The 19,907-nt window shown below is 61.5% G+C and carries 19 protein-coding genes; 6 read left to right on the plus strand and 13 right to left on the minus strand.

Translation table 11 applies throughout. The annotated features are described in order from the left end of the window. Both C9383_RS04215 and araH read left to right on the plus strand, forming a co-directional pair. A partial coding sequence (locus C9383_RS04215) for an ATP-binding cassette domain-containing protein (protein WP_146164702.1) occupies positions 1–814 on the plus strand: 814 nt, incomplete at its 5' end. Between the two features lie 9 nt (positions 815–823). Further along, entirely contained in the window at positions 824–1,792 is a 969-nt protein-coding gene (gene araH, locus C9383_RS04220) for an L-arabinose ABC transporter permease AraH (protein ID WP_060756379.1), read from the plus strand. A 394-nt stretch (positions 1,793–2,186) separates the two neighbouring features. On the opposite strand, the gene C9383_RS04225 is transcribed toward araH, so the two are convergent. Next, a complete protein-coding gene (locus C9383_RS04225) occupies positions 2,187–3,335 on the minus strand; it encodes an aldose epimerase family protein (protein WP_090371949.1) in 1,149 nt (382 codons plus the stop codon). 137 nt (positions 3,336–3,472) lie between these two features. Between C9383_RS04225 and C9383_RS04230 the strand changes: the two genes are divergently transcribed. Together C9383_RS04230 and C9383_RS04235 are read left to right on the plus strand one after the other, a co-directional pair. Beyond that, entirely contained in the window at positions 3,473–4,240 is a 768-nt protein-coding gene (locus C9383_RS04230) for an SDR family NAD(P)-dependent oxidoreductase (RefSeq protein ID WP_090371947.1), read from the plus strand. A gap of 195 nt (positions 4,241–4,435) precedes the next feature. Beyond that, entirely contained in the window at positions 4,436–5,746 is a 1,311-nt protein-coding gene (locus C9383_RS04235) for an ArnT family glycosyltransferase (RefSeq protein WP_090372450.1), read from the plus strand. Between the two features lie 9 nt (positions 5,747–5,755). On the opposite strand, the gene C9383_RS04240 is transcribed toward C9383_RS04235, so the two are convergent. Continuing rightward, the gene (locus tag C9383_RS04240) at positions 5,756–6,193 is read right to left on the minus strand and encodes a helix-turn-helix domain-containing protein (protein ID WP_090371945.1); all 438 of its coding nucleotides are present in this window, start codon (positions 6,191–6,193) and stop codon (positions 5,756–5,758) included. An 81-nt stretch (positions 6,194–6,274) separates the two neighbouring features. Here C9383_RS04240 and C9383_RS04245 point away from each other — a divergent pair, with 81 nt between their 5' ends. Further along, on the plus strand, positions 6,275–6,763 hold the full coding sequence (locus C9383_RS04245) for a DUF2938 domain-containing protein (protein WP_090371943.1): 489 nt from the start codon (positions 6,275–6,277) through the stop codon (positions 6,761–6,763). Positions 6,764–6,818: 55 nt separating this feature from the next. Here the strand turns inward: C9383_RS04245 and C9383_RS04250 are convergent, their stop codons facing one another. After that, the gene (locus C9383_RS04250; protein WP_090371941.1) at positions 6,819–8,513 is read right to left on the minus strand and encodes an AMP-binding protein; all 1,695 of its coding nucleotides are present in this window, start codon (positions 8,511–8,513) and stop codon (positions 6,819–6,821) included. A gap of 260 nt (positions 8,514–8,773) precedes the next feature. Here C9383_RS04250 and C9383_RS04255 point away from each other — a divergent pair, with 260 nt between their 5' ends. After that, positions 8,774–9,550 carry an ABC transporter substrate-binding protein gene (locus C9383_RS04255; protein WP_090371939.1) on the plus strand — a complete coding sequence of 259 codons (777 nt, stop codon included), beginning with the start codon at positions 8,774–8,776 and terminating at the stop codon, positions 9,548–9,550. A 215-nt stretch (positions 9,551–9,765) separates the two neighbouring features. Here the strand turns inward: C9383_RS04255 and C9383_RS04260 are convergent, their stop codons facing one another. The 10 genes from C9383_RS04260 to C9383_RS04305 form a co-directional block, all read right to left on the minus strand. Continuing rightward, entirely contained in the window at positions 9,766–10,392 is a 627-nt protein-coding gene (locus tag C9383_RS04260) for a helix-turn-helix transcriptional regulator (protein ID WP_060755458.1), read from the minus strand. Further along, complete coding sequence (locus tag C9383_RS04265; protein ID WP_090371937.1) at positions 10,392–11,525, minus strand: NAD(P)/FAD-dependent oxidoreductase; 1,134 nt, start codon at positions 11,523–11,525, stop codon at positions 10,392–10,394. The genes C9383_RS04260 and C9383_RS04265 overlap by 1 nt, the downstream gene beginning before the upstream one ends. 21 nt (positions 11,526–11,546) lie before the next feature. Next, positions 11,547–12,494, minus strand: coding sequence for an ornithine cyclodeaminase family protein (locus tag C9383_RS04270; protein WP_090371935.1), 948 nt, complete (start codon positions 12,492–12,494; stop codon positions 11,547–11,549). Positions 12,495–12,578: 84 nt separating this feature from the next. Continuing rightward, positions 12,579–13,925, minus strand: a complete 1,347-nt coding sequence (locus tag C9383_RS04275; protein WP_090371933.1) for an ATP-binding protein — start codon at positions 13,923–13,925, stop codon at positions 12,579–12,581. Beyond that, a complete protein-coding gene (locus C9383_RS04280) occupies positions 13,901–14,566 on the minus strand; it encodes a response regulator transcription factor (RefSeq protein WP_090371931.1) in 666 nt (221 codons plus the stop codon). Before C9383_RS04280 ends, C9383_RS04275 begins: the two co-directional genes overlap by 25 nt. Before the next feature lie 73 nt (positions 14,567–14,639). Continuing rightward, the gene (locus C9383_RS04285) at positions 14,640–15,068 is read right to left on the minus strand and encodes a hypothetical protein (protein ID WP_090371929.1); all 429 of its coding nucleotides are present in this window, start codon (positions 15,066–15,068) and stop codon (positions 14,640–14,642) included. A 23-nt stretch (positions 15,069–15,091) separates the two neighbouring features. Then, positions 15,092–15,856, minus strand: coding sequence for a COG4705 family protein (locus tag C9383_RS04290; protein ID WP_090371927.1), 765 nt, complete (start codon positions 15,854–15,856; stop codon positions 15,092–15,094). A gap of 59 nt (positions 15,857–15,915) precedes the next feature. Continuing rightward, positions 15,916–16,983 (minus strand): ABC transporter ATP-binding protein, encoded by a 1,068-nt coding sequence (locus tag C9383_RS04295; protein WP_060755451.1) that lies wholly within the window; start codon positions 16,981–16,983, stop codon positions 15,916–15,918. After that, a complete protein-coding gene (locus C9383_RS04300; RefSeq protein ID WP_411984667.1) occupies positions 16,980–18,572 on the minus strand; it encodes an ABC transporter permease in 1,593 nt (530 codons plus the stop codon). Before C9383_RS04300 ends, C9383_RS04295 begins: the two co-directional genes overlap by 4 nt. Next, entirely contained in the window at positions 18,573–19,589 is a 1,017-nt protein-coding gene (locus C9383_RS04305; protein ID WP_060755450.1) for an iron ABC transporter substrate-binding protein, read from the minus strand. Positions 19,590–19,907: the final 318 nt, after the last annotated feature.

Here is a 19,907-nt window from a genome sequence, read left to right on the forward strand (position 1 = left end):
CCACGACCAGTTGGTGACCTGCATGGTCGGTCGCGATATCCAGGATATCTACGACTACCGTGCGCGCGAACAGGGCGCGGTGGCGCTCAAGGTCGACGGCCTGCTTGGCTCGGGCTTGCGCGAGCCGATCAGTTTTGAGGTGCGCAAAGGCGAGATTCTTGGGTTGTTCGGGCTGGTCGGGGCCGGGCGCACCGAGCTGTTGCGCCTGCTCAGCGGCTTGGAGCGTGCCAGCGCCGGCACGCTGGAACTCTGTGGTGAGCCATTGCCGCTGCGCTCGCCTCGCGACGCGATTGCCGCCGGGGTGTTGCTGTGCCCGGAGGATCGCAAGAAGGAAGGCATCATCCCGCTGTCCAGCGTGGCCGAGAACATCAACATCAGTGCCCGTGGTGCGCATTCGAGGTTTGGCTGGTTGTTGCGCGAAGGTTGGGAAAAAGGCAACGCCGACCAACAGATCAAGGCGATGAAGGTCAAGACGCCGAATGCGGCGCAGAAAATCCTGTTCCTCTCCGGCGGTAATCAGCAGAAGGCCATTCTCGGCCGCTGGCTGTCGATGCCGATGAAAGTGCTGCTGCTGGATGAGCCCACGCGCGGCATCGATATCGGCGCCAAGGCCGAGATTTACCAGATCATCCATAACCTTGCGGCCCAGGGCATCGCGGTGATTGTGGTGTCCAGCGACTTGATGGAAGTCATGGGCATCTCCGATCGCATCCTGGTGCTGTGCGAAGGCGCCATGCGCGGCGAACAAATCCGCGAACACGCGACTGAATCCAACCTGCTGCAGCTGGCCCTGCCGCGCGGCCTGGCGAACTGAGAGAACACCATGACCACTCAAAACAACGCGTTGCCAACGGCACGCAAACCCTTGGATATCCGTGCACTGCTCGACAACTGGGCGATGCTGCTGGCGGCGGTGGGCATCTTTGTGCTGTGCGCCTTGCTGGTCGATAACTTCCTCTCGCCGCTGAACATGCGCGGGTTGGGCCTGGCAATTTCCACCGTGGGCATCGCCGCGTGCACCATGCTGTTCTGCCTGGCGTCGGGGCACTTCGACCTGTCGGTGGGCTCGGTGATCGCCTGCGCCGGGGTGGTGGCGGCCATCGTCATGCGCGATACCGACAGCGTGATGCTGGGCATCGGGGCGGCGCTGGTGATGGGCCTGGTCGTCGGGCTGATCAACGGGATCGTGATCGCCAAGCTGCGGGTCAACGCGTTGATCACCACGTTGGCGACCATGCAGATCGTGCGGGGCCTGGCTTATATCTTTGCCGATGGCAAGGCGGTGGGCGTATCCCAGGATCAATTCTTTGTGTTCGGTAACGGCCAGTTGTTCGGCGTGCCGGTGCCGATCCTGATCACCATCCTGTGCTTCCTGTTCTTCGGCTGGCTGCTCAACTACACCACCTATGGGCGCAACACCATGGCCATCGGCGGCAACCCGGAAGCGGCGTTGCTGGCGGGGGTGAACGTTGATCGCACCAAGATCCTGATCTTCGCCGTACACGGCGTGATTGGCGCCCTGGCCGGGGTGATCCTGGCCTCGCGCATGACCTCCGGCCAACCGATGATCGGCCAGGGGTTCGAACTGACGGTGATCTCGGCGTGTGTGCTGGGCGGGGTGTCGTTGAGTGGTGGTATCGGCATGATCCGGCATGTGATTGCCGGGGTGTTGATTCTGGCGATCATTGAGAATGCGATGAACCTGAAAAACATCGACACGTTTTATCAATATGTGATCCGAGGGTCCATCCTGCTGCTGGCCGTGGTCATCGACCGAATGAAACAACGCTGATCCAAGCCATGTGAGAAGCAAATGTGGGAGGGGGCTTGCTCCCGATAGCGGTGTGTCAGCCGGAAGATGTATCAACTGACCCACCGCCATCGGGAGCAAGCCCCCTCCCACAGTTTTAGTCAGTGGTGAGTTTGAAGACGGTGTGATCCTCGGTGCTGTTGGCCAAAGCTGATCCAAGCCATGTGAGAATCAAATGTGGGAGGGGGCTTGCTCCCGATAGCAGTGGTGCAGCACCGGATGTAACAACTGACCCACCGTCATCGGGAGCAAGCCCCCTCCCACAGTTTTAATCAGTGGTGAGTTTGAAGACGGTGTGATCCTCGGTGCTGTTGGCCAGCGCTGATCCAAGCCATGTGAGGAGCAAATGTGGGAGGAGCAAGCCCCTCCCACAGTTTTAGTCGGTAGTGAATTTGAAGACGGTGCTCTGGGTGTAGGTCTGCCCAGGGTTCAGGCGGGTCGAGGCAAACTTCGGTTGATTGGGCGCGTCCGGGAAGTGCTGGGTCTCAAGGGTGAACCCGCCCCAGTGCAGGTACGGCTTGCCGCCTTTACCCTTCACTGTGCCGTCGAGGAAGTTGCTGGTATAGAACTGCACTCCAGGCTCCGTGGTGTAGAGCTGCAACCGCCGCCCGGACTCAGGGTCATGCACCTCGGCCGCCAGTTGCTTCACATTACCTTTGCTATCCAGTGCCCAGTTGAAGTCGAACCCGCCTTGTTTCGGCTCGGCGAATTTCAGTTGCGGGTGATCATCCTTGATGTGTTGGCCGATGGCGGTGGGTTTGAGGAAGTCCATCGGCGTGCCCTGGACGGGCGCAAGTTCGCCGGTAGGAATCAAGGTGGCATTCACCGGGGTGTAGTGGCTGGCATGCAAGGTCGCGACTTGCTTGAGGATGTCGCCGTTACCTGCGCCGGCGAGGTTGAAGTAACTGTGGTTGGTCAGGTTGAGCACGGTGGGTTTGTCGGTGCTGGCCTTGTAGTCGATGTGCAGTTCGTTGTTATCGTTGAGGCTGTAGGTGACCTCGGTTTTCAGGTTGCCCGGGAAGCCCATCTCGCCGTCCTTGGACAAGTAGGTGAGGGTGACGCCGACCGAATCCTTGCCGTTGACCGGCTTGGCTTGCCACACCTGCTTGTCGAAACCCTGGGCGCCGCCGTGCAGCGAATTGGGACCGTCGTTGAGCGGCACCTGGTAGCGTTTGCCATCGAGTTCAAAGGCACCGCCGGCGAGCCGATTGCCGAAGCGTCCGATGGTCGCGCCGAAAAACGCCGTGCCGGCCTGGTAACCCTGCACATCATCGAAGCCGAGCACCACGTCGTCGACCTTGCCGTGTTTGTCCGGCACCTTCAGCGACTGCAACACGCCGCCGTAGGTAATCACCGTGGCTTGCATGCCATGGCTGTTGCGCAGGATGTACTGTTCGACGGGCGTGCCGTCGTTGGTTTTACCGAACGGTTTGTGCTCGCTGCTGAGCCCTGCTGCCTGGGCGCCGCCGCTGGCAATCAGCAGGGACATGGCGAGGCCCGAAAGCAGGTATCGAGGGTGCTTCATGATCGAACTTCCTTTTGTTGTTTTGAGTGGAATAGTTCTACTAATGTGCGATATTTGTCGCTGTGACAGCGAATTTATAGCCTTTAAAGCCGGTTTCGTAAAATAAAATAAGACTAATTGATCGAGGCAACCGTTATATGAGTACTGCACAGGCTGTTTATCCCGACCTTGAAGGCAAGACCGTACTGATCTCCGGAGGCGCGTCAGGCATCGGCGAGTTCATGGTGCGTGCGTTCGCCGCCCAAGGCGCCAAGGTGGCCTTTGTGGACCGCGCGCAAAGCCAGGGCGAGCGCCTGGCGGCACTGCTGAACTCAAACGGGCACAGGGTAGAGTTCGTGTGCTGCGACATCACCGATGAAATCGCCTATAAGGCCGCCATCGGGCGTTTCGAGCATTCCCTGGGGCCGATCAGCGTACTGATCAACAATGCAGCCAATGACGTGCGCCACACGTTGGACGAGGTGGATTCGCAAACCTTCGACAAGCTGATCTCGGTCAACCTCAAGCACGCCTTTTTTGCCGCCAAGGCCGTGGTGCCGATGATGAAAAGCGCCGGCGGCGGCTCGATCATCAACCTGGGCTCGGTCGGTTGGATGATGGCGTCCGCCGGCTACCCGGTATACGCCGCCAGCAAGGCCGCCGCCCATGGCATGACCCGCGCATTGGCGCGGGAGCTGGGGCCAAGCCGTATCCGCGTCAATACACTGGTGCCCGGCTGGGTGATGACCGAAAAACAGCTGGCGATGTGGGTCGATGATGCGGCCCGCGAGTTGATCAGCCGCAGCCAGTGCTTGCCGGGGTCTGTCGAGCCTCAGCATATTGCCGATATGGCGCTGTTTCTGGCGTCTGAGGTGTCCGCGATGTGCTCCGCGCAGAACTTTATCGTGGATGGCGGCTGGGTTTAGGTGTGATTTGGCCAGCCGTAGCCCGGCTGGCCAATGCTCTCGAGACGAGGTACGGTTTTTAACAACTCTTTACTTTTAGCGTCTGGATTACCCAAAAAACAAAGTGCTAATTTGCGCGTTTTCTGGGGGCGATGGAACGGTGTGGACAAACTAAGGGAAGTGGCCTTAAAAAAGCCGTGCTCATTTATCTTCATCATGGCTTTTGTGGTCTTGGCGGTATTGCAGTACAAGCCTGCGGTACTCAACTACACCACGCGCTTTGTCGATTTTGCCGAATATATGCTGCAGTACGGCGTCACCCTGTTTCCCATTGCGGATGACCTGCAGCCCTATCCTGACTATACGGTCTTCAATACATTACTTGTCTATCTGGTCTCCCTGCCATTTGGGCGCATCTCGATTCTTTCGATGGGCGTTCCCTTTTGTATAGCCGCCGCCTTGATGCTGGTGTTCATTTACAAGCTGGGAGCACTGCATGAAAAGAAATGGGGCGCATACGGTGTCGTGTTTGCGCTGTTCACCTGGTCTTTTCTTGACGGTGTGAATTCCTTGGCGCTGGATGTCTACCCGGCACTGTTTACGGTGATGTGTTTTTACCTGGCTTATACGGGAGAGATGTACAAGCAACGTTTGCGCTTGCTGCTGGTTCTCGCGGTTCTTGCGCTGGGCTTTGCATTTCGTGGCCCGATTGGCCTGATTGGTCCGGCCAGTGTGGTCGCCTCTTACTATCTGCTGAGCCGACAGTGGCGCATGCTGGTGGTGTTTTCCTTGCTGGCTGGCGTGGTGCTGGCCTTGGGGGTTGCCATACTCGCGTGGGCGGCCTATTTACAAGGCGGCGAGGCTTTCCTGCATGAGGTGCTGGTCATGCAGGGGCTGGGACGCTTTGGCAGTGATCACGCTCCCCGTTACTACTTCTATTTTTCGGCGGGCCTGTTGACCTACGGCGTCACCGCTTTAATTGCTGTGGGCGTCATTATCAAGAAGGGCAAGCAGTTTTTTGCCGATACACCTCACCCGTCGACAGACATGCTGCTGTATCTCACCGGCTGGTTCCTGGTGGTGCTCGTGCTGTTCACGATCCCGAGTTCGAAGAAGGCGCGTTATATACTTTCAATTACGCCTGCTATTTCATTGTTGGCCGCTTATATTTTTGTAGAACGTAGCCAGCTATTTGCAAAGACGCGACAAAAGTTGTTGAAGTTCTGCTTGAACTTGCCGGCGATCGGGCTGGGCCTGTTGTTGCTGGCCTGGGTTCATGGTTTGTATGCCCAGACGCCCCTTCATCCCAATTACCTCGGTGCGTCCGTTGGCTTGATTGCCCTCGCTGCACTTCGGCCCTGGATGGAGTCACGCCTGCGCGCCTCTGCACATCGCGAGCTTGTGGTTTTCTGCTTTGGTGCCGCCGCCTTTCTCCTGCTGGATTTGTTTTTCTTTAATTCCATTACTTACCATTTGGAGTTGGCCAATGAGCCGACTCCCAAATTCCTGCCTTATTGGTTTTGGTAAGGCATGCCGTCAGCGGTGCATGAGGCTACCCGCAGGGCCGGCCTTGTGCCTGGAGCGCTTGAAGGCTCCCGCTGCGGCAATGTCGAGTAACCGGCGAAAGTTCGGGCATTGCGCGTGGTTGGGGGCAGGGCATGTGGCGGCATGCCGCAAGCCCTTGCTCATGGCCTGCAGTTGCTTGACCGTCGCATCAAGCTCATCGGCCTTGGCCAACAGCACCGTTCTGTCCACGGTCACCTGACCACTGGCGGGCAGCATGGCCTGTATCTCGTCCAGTGAGAGGCCTGCGGCTTGCCCGAGTGCAATCACCGCCAATTGCTCGACCACTGCTGCGGCAAACTGGCGGCGAGCGCCGGGCGGGCTGATTGCCGTGATCAAGCCTTTCTTCTCATAGAAACGCAAGGTGTGGGCAGGAATGCCCGTGCGCTTGACGACCTCAGTGATATCCATTGATAGACCATTGACTTGAAGTTGACTTCAACTTCTATGATGCCTGCGCATGTTTAATCGGTCCATGGACAAGAGGTGGATATGGCATCGCTGGAGATGGCTGCACAGGTTGTTTGGTTGGGCGCCGGGGCTACGGTGGTGATGGATGTGTGGATGTTGATCCTGAAAGCCCTTGGCGTTCCAACGCTGAATTTCGCGCTGGTTGGACGCTGGGTCGGGCATGCCTGCCGAGGGCAGTTCGCTCATCGCAGCATTGGGCAAGCGATGCCCGTGCGAGGTGAAGTCGCTCTGGGCTGGATTGCGCACTACGTCACAGGCGTTGTGTTTGCCGTGTTGCTGGTGTGGATTCAAGGTGTTGACTGGCTGCAGCAACCCACCTTCCTGCCGGCACTCGCGTGGGGCGTGGTCACAGTGGCTGTACCACTGTGTGTGATACAGCCCGCCATGGGGGCGGGATTCGCATCCTCCAGGACGCCGACGCCGGGCAAGAACCGCTTGCGCAGTTTGATCAGCCATGCCGTGTTCGGCGTGGGCCTCTACCTGGCCGGGGTCGCGATTAGCTGGGCCTAGAGGGGCACCCAATGCAATCGCGGCCAATGCCGTAGCGTCGCCCCTGTGGCTTTTTTCAGCCCTGGGGCTGCACAAAGTCTTCCTCGAAGTGCTCGTGTTCACCTCGTGTATCACCCTGGCGACGCAGCACTTCCATCTGGCGCAGTTCCACGCGGCGGATCTTGCCGGAAATGGTCTTGGGCAGCTCGCTGACGAACTCGATACGCCGCACGCGCTTGTAGGGTGCCAATTGTTCACGGGCGAAAGCCAGGATGTGGCGGGCCAACTCGGCGTCGCCGACGCTGTCATGGGCCAGGATCAGGAATGCCTTGGGCACGGCCAGGCGCAACGGGTCGGGGCTCGGCACCACGGCCACTTCCATCACGGCCGGGTGTTCGATCAGTGCGCTTTCCAGTTCGAAAGGGCTGATGCGATAGTCGGAGGCTTTGAACACATCGTCGGCGCGCCCCACGAACGTGATGTAACCGTCGGCGTCGATCTGTGCGGTGTCGCCGGTGCGGTAGTAGCCGTCGCGCATCACTTCTGCGGTTTTTTCCGGGCTGTCTTCGTAGCCGAGCATCAAGCCGAGCGGGCGTACCGCCAGGGGCAAGGCGACTTCTCCCTCGGTGCCGGGCCGGCCGTCGGGATCGAGCAGCGCCACTTGGTAACCCGGTAATGGGCGGCCCATGGAGCCTGGCTTGAGCACCTGGCCGGGTGTGTTGCCCACCAGGGCGGTGGTTTCCGATTGGCCGAAACCGTCGCGCAGCGGCAACCCCCAGGCCAGCTGGATCTGCTCGATGATTTCCGGGTTCAGCGGCTCACCGGCGCCCACCAGTTCACGCAGGTTCAAGCGTGGCTTGTAGGAGGCCAGGTCTTCCTGGATCAGCATGCGCCACACCGTGGGCGGTGCGCACAGGCTGGTCACGCCGTAGCGTTCCAGCGCGCCGAGCAGGGCCGGTGCGCTGAATCGCGCCACGTTATGAATAAAGATGCAGGCACCGGCATTCCAGGGGGCGAAGAGGCAGCTCCAGGCATGCTTGGCCCAGCCCGGCGAGGAGATATTCAGGTGCAGGTCGCCTGGCTGCAGGCCGATCCAGTACATAGTCGACAGGTGGCCCACCGGATAGCTCTGGTGACTGTGCAACACCATTTTGGGTTTCGAGGTGGTGCCGGAGGTGAAGTACAGCAGCATCGGGTCGATGGCCTGGGTGCTGCCGTCGGCTTGGAACGCCTCGGGATATTCGAAGGCGGCACTGTGGGCGACCCAACCGGAGGGTGGCGAGCCGACACAAATACGATTACAGCCGTCAGCCAGGCCGGTGAACTTGCTGATATGTGCCTGGCCGACCACCAGATGGCGTACTTGCCCGCGCTCGATGCGGTCGCGCAGGTCATCGGGGTTCAACAGCGCCGTGGCGGGGATGACCACGGCGCCGAGCTTGAAGGCGGCGAGCATGGTTTCCCACAGCGCCACATCATTGCCGAGCATCAACAGGATGCGCTCACCACGCCGCACTCCGAGGGCACGCAGGTGGTTGGCGACCTGGTTGGAGCGTGCCGACAGTTGCTGGAAGCTGTAGCGCTGCTCACTGCCGTCTTCTTCGACGATCCACAGTGCATCGGCCGAATTGCCCTCAGCCATGGCATCGAAGTAATCCAAGGCCCAGTTGAATGCGTCCAGCTGCGGCCAGCGGAAATCGCGGACGGCGGTGGCGTAGTCAGTGCGGTGAGCGAGGAGAAAATCCCGAGCGGCCAGGAAGGGCTGGGTCATGGTGGCTGTCCTTAATTATTGTTGTGGGGACTGGCCCCCGGCGCGACCGGGTGGCTGAGCCGAGTATAGGCACGCATAAATCAGAGCAAAACGCTCAAAAACACCACTGCGTTGTGCAAAAAAGTCATGGGGGGCGGCAACATCGAGGTGTGATTGACGGTTAATACATAAAAGTCCAGTATGGAATTATAAGTACAAAAAGTAGCGTCACCTCGTTCTTCACGCTTGCCAAACCAACAACAACTTGCGAGAACACGACCATGAAGAAACGCGCGCTCATCACAGCCTTGACCTTGGGTTTGATCGCCTCCAGCCATCTGCTGGCCGCCGAGAAAACCCTGCGCATCGGCATTGAAGCGGCCTATCCACCGTTCGCTTCCAAGACCCAGGAAGGCAAGATCGTCGGGTTCGACTACGACATCGGCAACGCGTTATGCGCGCAGATGCAAGCCAAGTGCGTGTGGGTAGAGGGTGAGTTCGACGGGCTGATTCCTTCCCTCAAGGTGAAGAAAATCGACATGGCCTTGTCGTCCATGACCATCAACGAAGACCGCAGGAAGTCGGTGGATTTCACCCACAAGTATTACTTCACCGGCTCGCGGCTGGTGATGAAGGAGGGGGCGGTGGTGGACGATCAGTACGCCAGCCTCAAGGGCAAGACCGTCGGCGTGCAACGCGCCACGACCACCGACCGCTATGCCACCGAGGTGTTCGAACCCCAAGGGATCAACGTCAAGCGCTACAGCAACAATGAAGAGATCTACATGGACCTGGCCGCAGGCCGCCTGGATGCGATTTTCGCCGACACCATCCCCCTCAGCGACTTCCTGTCGATGCCGCGTGGCAAGGGCTATGCCTTTGTCGGCCCGGAGCTCAAGGACCCCAAGTACGTGGGCGAGGGCGCCGGTATCGCGGTGCGCAAGGGCAACACGGCGTTGGTCAGTGAGCTGAACGCCGCGATTGACGGCATCCGCGCGAACGGCGAGTACCAGAAGATTTCCCAGCAGTACTTCAAGTCCGACATCTACGGCGATTGATAACCCCTGTCCTAACTGTAGTGAGCGGGCTTGCCCTAATGTCTGTCAGTTAAGCGATAGAGCAGACGATGGATAACCTGTGGGAGGGGGCTTGCTCCCGATAGCGGTGTGTCAGGTTCAGAAACCGTGACTGACACACCGCTATCGGGAGCAAGCCCCCTCCCACCGTGACAGCGTTAAGCCTTAACTGACTGGCATCAGGCCAAGCCCGCTCACTACAACTTCAGTTCTTTCAGGTGTTTGTAGACGGTCGCCCGGCCCATGCCCAGCACATTGGCCACGTAGTTGGAGGCGCTCTTGCCCTTGAATGCGCCCTCGGCATGCAGCGCCAGTACCAGTTCGCGTTTGTGGTCACGGGTCAGCAGGTTCAGGCTCAGTTGGCGTTCACGCATCCAGGCGTGCAGGAACGTGTTGATGCGTTCCTGCCAGTCATCGCGAAACAGCGAGTCCGGCTGGGGGATCAGCTTGCTGGGCGACAGGAACAGGTCCAGCGCCGCCTTGGCGTTTTCGAACAGTGAAATATTCAGGTTGATGCACAGTACCGCGAGGCGATGGCCCTGGTGGTCGTGCAACACGGTACTCAGGCTACGAATTTTCTGACCGTCCCAATTGAGCTTTTCGTAAGGGCCGATATTCACTTCGCTGACGTCATCGCTGAGCATGTCCTCCAGCGAGGAGTCATCGCCAATGGCCCGTTTCGACAGGTTATTGGCGATGTAGTCGACGGTTTGCGTGCGCAAGTCATGCAGCACCACTTCCGCATGGGGAAAGAACAACGTGGCGATCGCATCGGCGATCGCACGGAAGTTCTGCATGACCTTGTCGTGTTCAGCGGTGTTCATCAATGGGGCTCCAGGCGGACGGGGGAGAGCATACCAGCGTCCAGGCCGAACCGCGTCAGGTGCTCGGGCAATGGGGCGCCGCGTGCCAGGGCGGCGCTGGCCTGGCCCATGGCGGGCGAGGTCTGGATGCCATAGCCGCCTTGCGCCGCGACCCAGAACAGCCCGGGCACGCGGGTATCGAAGCCCGACAGCAAATCACCATCCGGCACAAAGCTGCGCAGGCCGGCCCAGGTGCGGGTGGGGCGGCGGATGGTCAGGGTGGTGGCTTCTTCGATCTGGTAGATGCCCATGGCGATGTCCAGTTCTTCGGGCTGCACATCCTGGGGTTCCACCGGGTCGGCATTGGCCGGTGAACCGAGGAACATGCCGGCATCGGGCTTGATGTAGAAAGCTTCGTCGAGGGCCACCAGCATCGGCCAGGCATGGCTGTCGACACCCTCAGGCCCGACGAAGATAAACGCCGAGCGGCGCTTGGGTTGCAGGCCGATGGACGCGGCGCCCGCCAACGCGCCGATGTGATCGGCCCAGGCCCCGGCGGCATTGATGATAACCGGGGCGGTGAAGGTCGAGTGCTGGGTACGCACCTGCCACAGGCCGTCGGCATCGCGGCTCAGGCCCAGCACGTGGCTGTCGGTGTGCACTTCGCCCTGATTGCGGCGGATGCCGCGCAAATAGCCTTGGTGCAGGGCGTCGGTGTCGATGTCGCTGGCCGTCGGATCATAGATCGCACCATGGACTTTTTCGCGGCGCAGGATCGGCAAGCGTGCGCAAGCCTCGTCGGCACTCAACTGTTCGACCTGCGGCACCGTGGCCTTGGCGCTCAGGTATTGGGCGTTCAATTCGGCGGGGTCATTGTTGAAGTCGACGGTCAACTCACCCCGTGGCGTGAGCAACGGGTGCTCACAGAAACCTGCGGGCGGGTTATCGAAAAACGCCCGGCTGGCCAGGGTCAGCGCACGCACTTGCGACGTACCATAAGCGGCGGTGTAGAGCGCCGCCGAGCGCCCGGTGGAGTGATAGGCCGGGTGGTTTTCGCGCTCCAGCACCAGCACCTTGCCGTGCGGCGACAGCCAGAAACCCGTGGACGCACCCGCAATGCCGCCGCCGATGATGATGAAGTCTGCATGGCTCATGAACATCTCCTTGAATGGGATTCAGCGCTGGATCTGGTAGAGGGCATTGGCCAGTGCCACGTCTTCCAGGCCCAGCCCGATGGAGCGGAAAAAAACGTGGCGATCGTAGTCCGGACGCTGTGCCCTGTCGCTGAGCAACTCGGGCAGGTCGCCGACCACGGCGCGTTTATCCCAGCCGTGCCGCTCGGCAGCAATCAGCATTTCGCCGGCCGCGTCCGGCGTGGTCTGGCGATAGTCGCAGAATACGTGCATGGCGTTCAGGCACTGGGGCGGTACTTCATGGGCACGGGGGGCGTTGGTGCTGATGGAGGTGATCAGCGCCGGTTTACTCAGGTGCGAGGGATCGATCACCGGACCGGCCGACGAGGTGCACAGCAGGATAACGTCGGCGTCTTGCAGGGCCTCGTCGCAGGATCGGGCCAGACTCAGGCGCGGGTCCAGCGCCTTGAGCTGCGCGAGGGTTTCAACGCCGGCACTGCCAAGGCTTGGCGAATACAGGCGGATACTTTGCCAGCCGCGCAGGTGCTGCACGTAGTGCAGGTGCGCCTGGGCGACCTTGCCGCTGCCGATAATCGCCAGGCGTCGGGCTGCCACGGGCGCCAGGGCATCCACGGCCAGTGCTGTCGTGGCGGCGGTGCGGGCGGTGGTCAGTTCTGCCGCGTCGCACAGCAGCAGCGGCTGCCCGGTGTGCATCGACATCAGCAATGTCCAAGCCGTCACCAATGGCCCTTGCTCGCGCACGATATACGGCGAAGTCTTGACGCCGTACACCTCTTCGGCGGCCAGCACGCCCAGGTAATTGATGAAGTCACCCGCGCCGTGCGGGAACTCTACCCACTGTTGCGCGGGCTGCACCGCTTGCCCGGCGGCCAGCTCGCGAAACAGCTGGTGCAGGATGTGCGGCACATCGACTTGTGCGAGCAGTTCACGAGCCTGGCCCTGGTTGATCACGAGAGGCGTGCTGGACATGGATATCTCCGCATAAACTATTTTGTCCATTATGGACTTTTAGTTATGCCTGGCAATATCCGCACGAAAAAAGCGTTGCGAACGTTACGTCGCCAGCCACACCGTGACACACAACCCCCGCTGCTGCGCCTCATCGGTAAACCCCAGTTGCACCCGCGCCCCGGTGCGCTCGGCAATCGCCTTGACGATCGACAGGCCCAACCCGGAGCCGGCCTCCTCAGTGCCCAGGCTGCGATAGAACGGGTCGAACACCCGTGCTTGTTCTTCCACGGTGATACCGGGCCCCGAATCCTTGATTTGCAACTGGACCGCGCCAGGCATCGCCACCACCGACAGGTCGATCCGTCCGCCCGAGGGGGTATAGCGGATGGCGTTATCGACCAGGTTTTTCACCAAGGTGAACAGATCCATCGGGTTGAACATCACCGGCACGTCCACGGCGCTGTCGACACCGATATCGATCTGCTTGGCCTCGGCCAATGGCAGTAGATCCTCCAGCACCTGCCGATACACGTCATGCACGGACAGTTGGGTGGGCGCCCGATCCGCCGCCGATTGCGCCGCTGCCAGGCTCAGCAGTTGGTCGATCAGTTTGCGGCCACGCTCGATGCCCCGGGACAACGGCAAGAACCGTTCGCGGGTGATCGGCGACATGTCGGTGGCGGCCAGTCGGTCGGCCTGCAGCGACAGGGCGGTCATGGGTGAGCGCAGTTCATGGGCGGCATCGGCGACAAAGCGGCGCTGGCTGTCCATGGACTGTGCGACACGGCCCAGCAGACGGTTGATCGCCACCACGAACGGGCGCACTTCGGTCGGTAGATGCTGCTCATCAATCGGGTGCAATGCCTGCTCGGCACGCTGGTCGATCTCCGCTGCCAGTACCCCGATCGGGCGGAACAGCTTGCGCACCAGGTCGCCGACTACCAACAACAGCACTGGAAACAAAATCAGAAACGGCAGCAGACTGCGCCATGCGCTTTCGCGGGCATCCTTGTCGCGGGCATCCTGCTCCTGGGCCACGGCAATGCGTTCGCCTTTGGAGGTGGTGCGCACCAGCACACGGAAGGCTTCGCCGGCCACCTCGACCGTGGACAGGCCATCGGTGAGCGTGGTGGGAAAGGGCAGGGGCAGCGCCTCATCGGTGGTGCCTGTCGAATGCCGGCTGTCACCCAGGTACTGGATGATCACCCGGGACTCTTCGTCATCCCCCTCTATGGCCTTGCCTTGCGGGTAGTTCAGGCTCATCTGCTGACGATCGAACAGCATGGCGACCTGGCGCAGGGTATCGTCCTGTTGTTCGTGGGCTTCTTCAAAAGCGGAGACGAAGGCAAACACACTGGCCACCAGCGCCACCAACAGAATCGCCAGGGACAGGGTCACCGATAACCGCAGTTGAACCGACTCACTCAAACGTTTTTTGAAACCATCCATCCCATGCCCCTGACGTTCTTGATCACGTGAGTGCCTAACTTGCGCCGCAAGGCGTGAATAAAGAACTCGATGGCGTTGCTTTCCACCTCGTTGCCCCAGCCATACAGGCGATCTTCCAGTTCACTGCGCGAGAGGATCGCTCCCGGGCGGATCAACAAGGCTTGCAACAGCGCGAACTCGCGGCTGGAGAGTGCCACGCCAGGTTGTTCCGCGCTGCTGGCTTCTTTGGAGAGCAGGTCCAGCGAGACCACCCCGTTGCTGAGCAAGGATGAGGCGCTGCCGCCTTTACGGCGCAGCACGGCGCGCATGCGGGCCAGCAGTTCGGGCATGTCGAAGGGCTTGAGCAGGTAGTCGTCGGCACCGCCGTCGAGCCCCCGCAGGCGGTCGTCGAGGCTGTCGCGGGCGGTGATGATCAGCAGCGGCACCGGGTTGTTGCGGCTGCGAAGGGTCTCCAGCACTTGCAAGCCATCCTTGCCGGGCAGGCCCAGGTCCAACAGCACCAGGTCATAGGGATGGGTGTCCAGGGCGGCCAGGGCCGTGACACCATTGTTGACCCAGTCGGCGGCATAGCTCGCATCGCTGAGCGCGCGCTGGATGGCATCGCCAATCATCGGGTCGTCCTCGACCAGCAGTATCCGCATGTTTCTCTCCACGCAAAAAAAACGCGGCGAAAGGATCGCCGCGTGTGTATTGAAGCACCTGTGCCGAACCGCGTCAGCCTTTCATCGAGTCGAAGGTCTTGAGCAGGTCATCCATCGAGGCCTTGCAGGTGGCCTGGTTCGGGTTGCCGTCACGCAAGTCCGAAAGGGCACGGTCGATGGCTTTGTCCAGCACATGCCAGTCGTTCGCGGCCCGTGGCTTGATGCCGGCTTCGGCGGCGTCCCAACTGGTTTCCAGGTCCTTGATACGGGCCTTGGCGCCGGGCAGGTCATTCTTGGCGACCAGTGCGGACACATCTGCCGCGATGCTGCGGAATTCGGACAGGTCACCCAGTTTCGAGGCGTGGGCCTGGCTGCTGGTCGGGTTGGCGTCGGCGGCGTCCTTGGGCTTGTCGGCTGGTTTCGAGCAGCCCGTGGCCAGGGTCAGCATAAAGATGGCCGAGGCGATGGCGACGCGGCGAAGCAGGTTTTGAGCGATGCGCATGAGGATTTCCTTGATAGCAGAGATTATTGAGTGATGGCTTTGCGGTTGCCGACGCTGATTTGCGCGACCGCCACCAGCAGTACGATGACGCAGAGGAACAGCGCGCTGGTCCAACTGGCGCCCATGCCCAGGCCGCCGTAGGTCTTGGCTTGGGTGAGCAGGTCGCCGAGGGAGGCGCCGAACGGCCGAGTGAGGATGTAGGCGACCCAGAAGGTCAGCACGCTGTTGACGCCCAGGCGCCAGGCCACTAGGGCAATCGCGATCAGACCGGCGAAGATCACTGCACCGAGGGTGAAGCCCAGGCCCAGCGCTTCGGTGGCGAGGTCCCCGGCGGCGGTGCCCAGGGCGAAGGTGCACAGCACCGTGGTCCAATAGAACCACTCACGCCGTGGTGTCACGATGTCGCGGATCGACAGGCTGCGTTCGGTGCGGAACCAGACGATGAAGTTGAGGGTGAGCAATACCGAAAAAATCGCCGTGCTGGTGTACAGGCTCACGTCGAGCTTATCGGTAAGGATATCGGTGATCTGTGTGCCGACGATGCTTACCAGCACCACGGTCAGCCAGTAGATCCAAGGCGTGTAGGCTTTGGTGCGCATCTGGCAGAACAACGCCACCGCCAGCAGCGCGGCCATGCCGATGCTGGTCCAGCCGGCGCCGAAACCGGCATTGACGGCGAGGTAATCCGCGCCGGTTTCGCCCACGGTGGTGGACAAGATCTTGATCACCCAGAATGACAGCGTCACCTCGGGTACTTTGTTCAGCCAGCGGGCTGCTGTGACATTCATGGGTTAGTTCTCCTTGACTGCGCTGTGGTTGGCGCAGGGGAGAAGGTAAGCCCCGAAACTTAGCTGAGACTGAGCGCCGCGTCTTTTTTCAGGATATGCGCCATGCCGATCGTGGTGAGGTGCACCTCAGTGCCGGTCGGCGGCGCCTGCAAGCCCGAACTGCGCACCAGGATCGCCTGGCCCGGTTCGTCCTCATCGGGGTGCAATACCACGGTCAGGGTGCAGGTATTACCGCCGAATTCGCGCTCGGTCACCACGCCACGGCAACCGGCATCACCGCTGGTGCTCAACTGCAGCTGCTCCGGGCGCAGCATGATCCGTGTGGTGTCGTGCAGGGACGGGTTGTCGACCGGTACGCGCCCCAGGCCGCAATGCGCCCAGCCGCCTTCGACCCTGGCGGGCAGCACCACCGCTTCACCGAGGAACAACGCGGTTTGCTCATCGACCGGGTATTGGTACAGGTCCATCGGGTGGCCCGATTGCACCAGGCGGCCCTGGCGCATCACCGCCAGTTGGTCGGCAAATGACAGCGCCTCACTTTGGTCGTGGGTCACCAGAATGGTGGTGATGCCGGCGTCGCTCAGAAGGCGTGCAACCATCTTGCGCATGGCCGAGCGCAAGCCGGTGTCCAGTGCCGAAAACGGCTCGTCCAGCAGCATCAGCCGTGGCTGTTGCGCCAATGCACGGGCCAGGGCGACACGCTGCTGCTGGCCGCCGGACAACTCGTGGGGCCAGCGCCGGGCCATGTTGGCGTCCAGGGCCACGCTGTCCATCAGCTCGGCGATGCGGGTGTCGCGGGCCTCACCTTTGGTCGCCAGGCCGAAGCCGATGTTGTCGGCCACGGTCATGTGCGGGAACAGCGCGCCGTCTTGCGGCACGTAGCCGATCTGGCGCTGGTGCGCCGGTACGGCGTGGGTGGCGTCCACCAGGGTCTGGCCGTTGAGGGTCAGGCGGCCGGTGTCGGGGAATTCAAAGCCTGCGATCATGCGCAGCAAGGTGGTCTTGCCGGAGCCGGACGGCCCGACGATCACTGTGCGGCTGCCCGTGGGCACCGACAGGCTGACGTCCGCCAGGGCACGCTGGGTGCCGAAGGTCTTGCAGAGGGCGTGGAGTTCGAGGGCGTTCATCGGCCTGCCGTGCGTTTGGATTGGTGGTAGAGAAGGCCGGTCAACGGCAGTGAGAGCAGGATCATGATCAGCGCATAGGGCGCCGCGGCGGCGTAATCGATTTCGCTGGTCATTGCCCAGAACCCGGTGGCCAGGGTGCGCGTTCCGTTGGGGGCCAACAACAGCGTCGCCGTCAGTTCATTGGTGATCGCCAGGAACACCAACGCGGCCCCCGCAGCGGCGGCGGGGGCGGCCAGGCGCATGGTGATCAGCCACAACGCGCGGCCCGGCGAACGGCCGAGGCTGCGTGCCATGTTTTCCAGCTCTACCGGCGCCTGGGCGATACCGGCGCGCAGACTCACCAGCGCCCGTGGCAGGAACATCAGCAAGTAGGCGAGCAGCACGGTGATCGTGGTCTGGTAGATCGGTCGGGCGAAGTGGATGGTCACCGTGACCAGGGCCAGCGCGACGACGATACCCGGCAGCGAGCTGGTGATGTAATTGCAGCCCTCCAGCATGCGCTGCAAGCGCCCCGGCGCACGGATCGACAGCCACGCGATCGGTACCGCCGCGCACGTGGTCAACAGCGCCCCGGCAATCCCCAGCAGCACGGTCTGTTCCAGTGCCGGCAACAGTTCGCCGAGCTGCCAGACCTCGCTGCCTCCGGCGATCAGCCATTTGCCCAGGGTGACCAGCGGAACGCCCAGGGCCAGTGCGCAGGTGGCAACTTGCAAGGCCAGGGCGAGCAGGGTGGTGGTCGCGCCCAGTGTGACGGTGCGCTGTTCACGGGCGCTGCCGGAACCGACCCGCGCATAGCGCGCATGCCCGCGTGCGGCGGATTCGACGGTCAGCATCGCCAGGCAGCACAACGCCAACACCGCAGCCAGCATGTTCGCCGCCGGGCCGTTAAAGGTGGATTTGAACTGATCGAAAATGGCCGTGGTGAAGGTGTCGAAGCGGATCATCGCGTACAGGCCATATTCGGCCAGCAAGTGCAGGCCCACCAGCAGCGCGCCGCCGCAGATCGCCAGGCGCAGTTGTGGCAGCACCACCCGCCAGAACACCGCCCAGGGCTTGAGACCCATGGATTCGGCCACGTCTTCGATGGCCGGGTCAAGCCGGCGCAACGTCGCCGCCACCGGCAAGTACAAAAACGGGAAGTAGGCAATCACCGACACCAGCACGCCCGCCGGCAAGCCGTGGATCGACGGCACCAGGCTGACCCAGGCGTAACTGTGCACAAACGCCGGCACCGCCAGCGGCGCCACGGCCAACAACGACCAGGCGCGCCGCCCCGGCAGGTTGCTGCGCTCGGTCAGCCATGCCAGCGCAATGCCCAGCGCCATGCACAACGGCAAGGTGAACAGCACCAGCAATACGGTGTTGAGCAACAGTTCGCCCACACGCGGGCGCCACACCAGCGCTTCGATCTGCGCCCAGCCAATTTGCCACGACACGCCGATCACAAACGCGATCGGCAGCAGGGCCAGCAGCGAAACCAGTACCGACAAACTGGTGACCCACGTGCCGCCACGGCTTTTGAACAGGCCGTGGAAGCGTTTGCGCGGCGACGCGTGGGCGATGCCGGTCAGGGAAGGTTCAGGCAACAATCAGAGCAGTCCGGCCTGGGTCATCAGCTCGACCGCTTTTTTGCTGTTGAGCTTGGACGCGTCGACCTTCGGTGCATCCAATTGCGCCAGCGGGGTCAGCTTGGGGTTGGACTGGGCGTTCAGGCCCACCGCGTATTCGAACGAGTTGCCGTCCTTGAGAATCGCCTGGCCGTCTTTGCCGGTGATCCACTTCAGGAAGGCTTGGGCCTGTTCTTTATGTTTGCTGGAGGCCAAGACGCCGCCACCGGAGATGCTCACGAACGCGCCCGGATCCTGATGCTTGAAGTAGTGCAGCTGGGTGTTCTTGCTGTTTTCGCCGGTCTTGGACTGATCGACGAAGCTGTAATAGTGATAGATCACGCCGCTGTCGACCTGGCCTGCGTTGACGGCTTTGAGCACGGCGCTGTTGCCACGGTAGATGCTCGCGTTGGCCTTCATTGCCTTGAGCCAGTCGAGGGTGGCGGCTTCGCCCTTGAGTTCCAGCACGGCGGCGACGATGGCCTGGAAGTCGGCACCGGCCGGCGAGGCGGCCCAACGGCCTTTCCAGCTTGGCGAGGCCAGGTCCATCAGCGATTTGGGCAGGTCGGCGTCTTTCAGTTTGCTCGGGTTGTACACAAACACCGTGGAGCGTGCGGCAATGCCCAGCCATTTGCCGTGAGCCGGACGGTAGGCAGGATCAACCTGTTCCAAGGTGGCGGGTGCGACCGGCGCGAACAGGCCGGCGTTGTCCACCAGGACCATGGCCGGGGAGTTTTCGGTGAGGAACACATCCGCCGGGGAGGCGGCGCCTTCCTGCACGATCTGGTTGCCCATCTCCGTGTCATCGCCATTGCGGATCGTCACCGGAATCCCGGTTTCCTGGGTGAAGCCTTCGACCCAGGCCTTGGTGAGGCTTTCGTGCTGGGCGTTGTACACCACCAGGCCGACCGGTTCACTGGCGGCGTACACGTGCCCGGCGCTGACCAAGGCAGTGGCGAGCAGGGCTTTTTTGACGAACGAGGGAAGGCGGCTGGTCATGCGGTGAAAGCTCCGGGTTTTTATGGCTGCACGGGAGATCCGCGAGTGGTGTTCGAGATTAAACCAATAGGAATCATTTGCATATTGAAGCGCGGCGAATGTAGGGCCGGGAATGAGAAAAAAACGTCAAAAAAACGTGATAAATATCGTCGGGCGCAGCGCTCAAAACCAATGAGGGAGGGTAGTCTCATTCCCGTCCGTCAAGAATATCCGCCCCAACCCGGCCTTGTAGTGAGCGGGCTTGCCCCGCGCTGGGTGGCGCAGCCGCCCCAAACCCAGGCACCTCGGTCTTTCTGAAACACCACGGCGTTCTTATTG

The sequence above is a fragment of the Pseudomonas palleroniana genome (genome assembly GCF_003031675.1).
GTDB lineage: Bacteria > Pseudomonadota > Gammaproteobacteria > Pseudomonadales > Pseudomonadaceae > Aquipseudomonas > Aquipseudomonas palleroniana.

Excerpts from the sequence above, each read along its gene's own strand:
- araH (WP_060756379.1), top strand. The coding sequence starts at position 824 with ATGACCACTCAAAACAACGCGTTGCCAACGGCACGCAAACCCTTGGAT.
- C9383_RS04225 (WP_090371949.1), bottom strand. The coding sequence starts at position 3,335 with ATGAAGCACCCTCGATACCTGCTTTCGGGCCTCGCCATGTCCCTGCTG.
- C9383_RS04230 (WP_090371947.1), top strand. The coding sequence starts at position 3,473 with ATGAGTACTGCACAGGCTGTTTATCCCGACCTTGAAGGCAAGACCGTA.
- C9383_RS04235 (WP_090372450.1), top strand. The coding sequence starts at position 4,436 with ATGGCTTTTGTGGTCTTGGCGGTATTGCAGTACAAGCCTGCGGTACTC.
- C9383_RS04240 (WP_090371945.1), bottom strand. The coding sequence starts at position 6,193 with ATGGATATCACTGAGGTCGTCAAGCGCACGGGCATTCCTGCCCACACC.
- C9383_RS04245 (WP_090371943.1), top strand. The coding sequence starts at position 6,275 with ATGGCATCGCTGGAGATGGCTGCACAGGTTGTTTGGTTGGGCGCCGGG.
- C9383_RS04250 (WP_090371941.1), bottom strand. The coding sequence starts at position 8,513 with ATGACCCAGCCCTTCCTGGCCGCTCGGGATTTTCTCCTCGCTCACCGC.
- C9383_RS04255 (WP_090371939.1), top strand. The coding sequence starts at position 8,774 with ATGAAGAAACGCGCGCTCATCACAGCCTTGACCTTGGGTTTGATCGCC.
- C9383_RS04260 (WP_060755458.1), bottom strand. The coding sequence starts at position 10,392 with ATGAACACCGCTGAACACGACAAGGTCATGCAGAACTTCCGTGCGATC.
- C9383_RS04265 (WP_090371937.1), bottom strand. The coding sequence starts at position 11,525 with ATGAGCCATGCAGACTTCATCATCATCGGCGGCGGCATTGCGGGTGCG.
- C9383_RS04270 (WP_090371935.1), bottom strand. The coding sequence starts at position 12,494 with ATGTCCAGCACGCCTCTCGTGATCAACCAGGGCCAGGCTCGTGAACTG.
- C9383_RS04275 (WP_090371933.1), bottom strand. The coding sequence starts at position 13,925 with ATGGATGGTTTCAAAAAACGTTTGAGTGAGTCGGTTCAACTGCGGTTA.
- C9383_RS04280 (WP_090371931.1), bottom strand. The coding sequence starts at position 14,566 with ATGCGGATACTGCTGGTCGAGGACGACCCGATGATTGGCGATGCCATC.
- C9383_RS04285 (WP_090371929.1), bottom strand. The coding sequence starts at position 15,068 with ATGCGCATCGCTCAAAACCTGCTTCGCCGCGTCGCCATCGCCTCGGCC.
- C9383_RS04290 (WP_090371927.1), bottom strand. The coding sequence starts at position 15,856 with ATGAATGTCACAGCAGCCCGCTGGCTGAACAAAGTACCCGAGGTGACG.
- C9383_RS04295 (WP_060755451.1), bottom strand. The coding sequence starts at position 16,983 with ATGAACGCCCTCGAACTCCACGCCCTCTGCAAGACCTTCGGCACCCAG.
- C9383_RS04305 (WP_060755450.1), bottom strand. The coding sequence starts at position 19,589 with ATGACCAGCCGCCTTCCCTCGTTCGTCAAAAAAGCCCTGCTCGCCACT.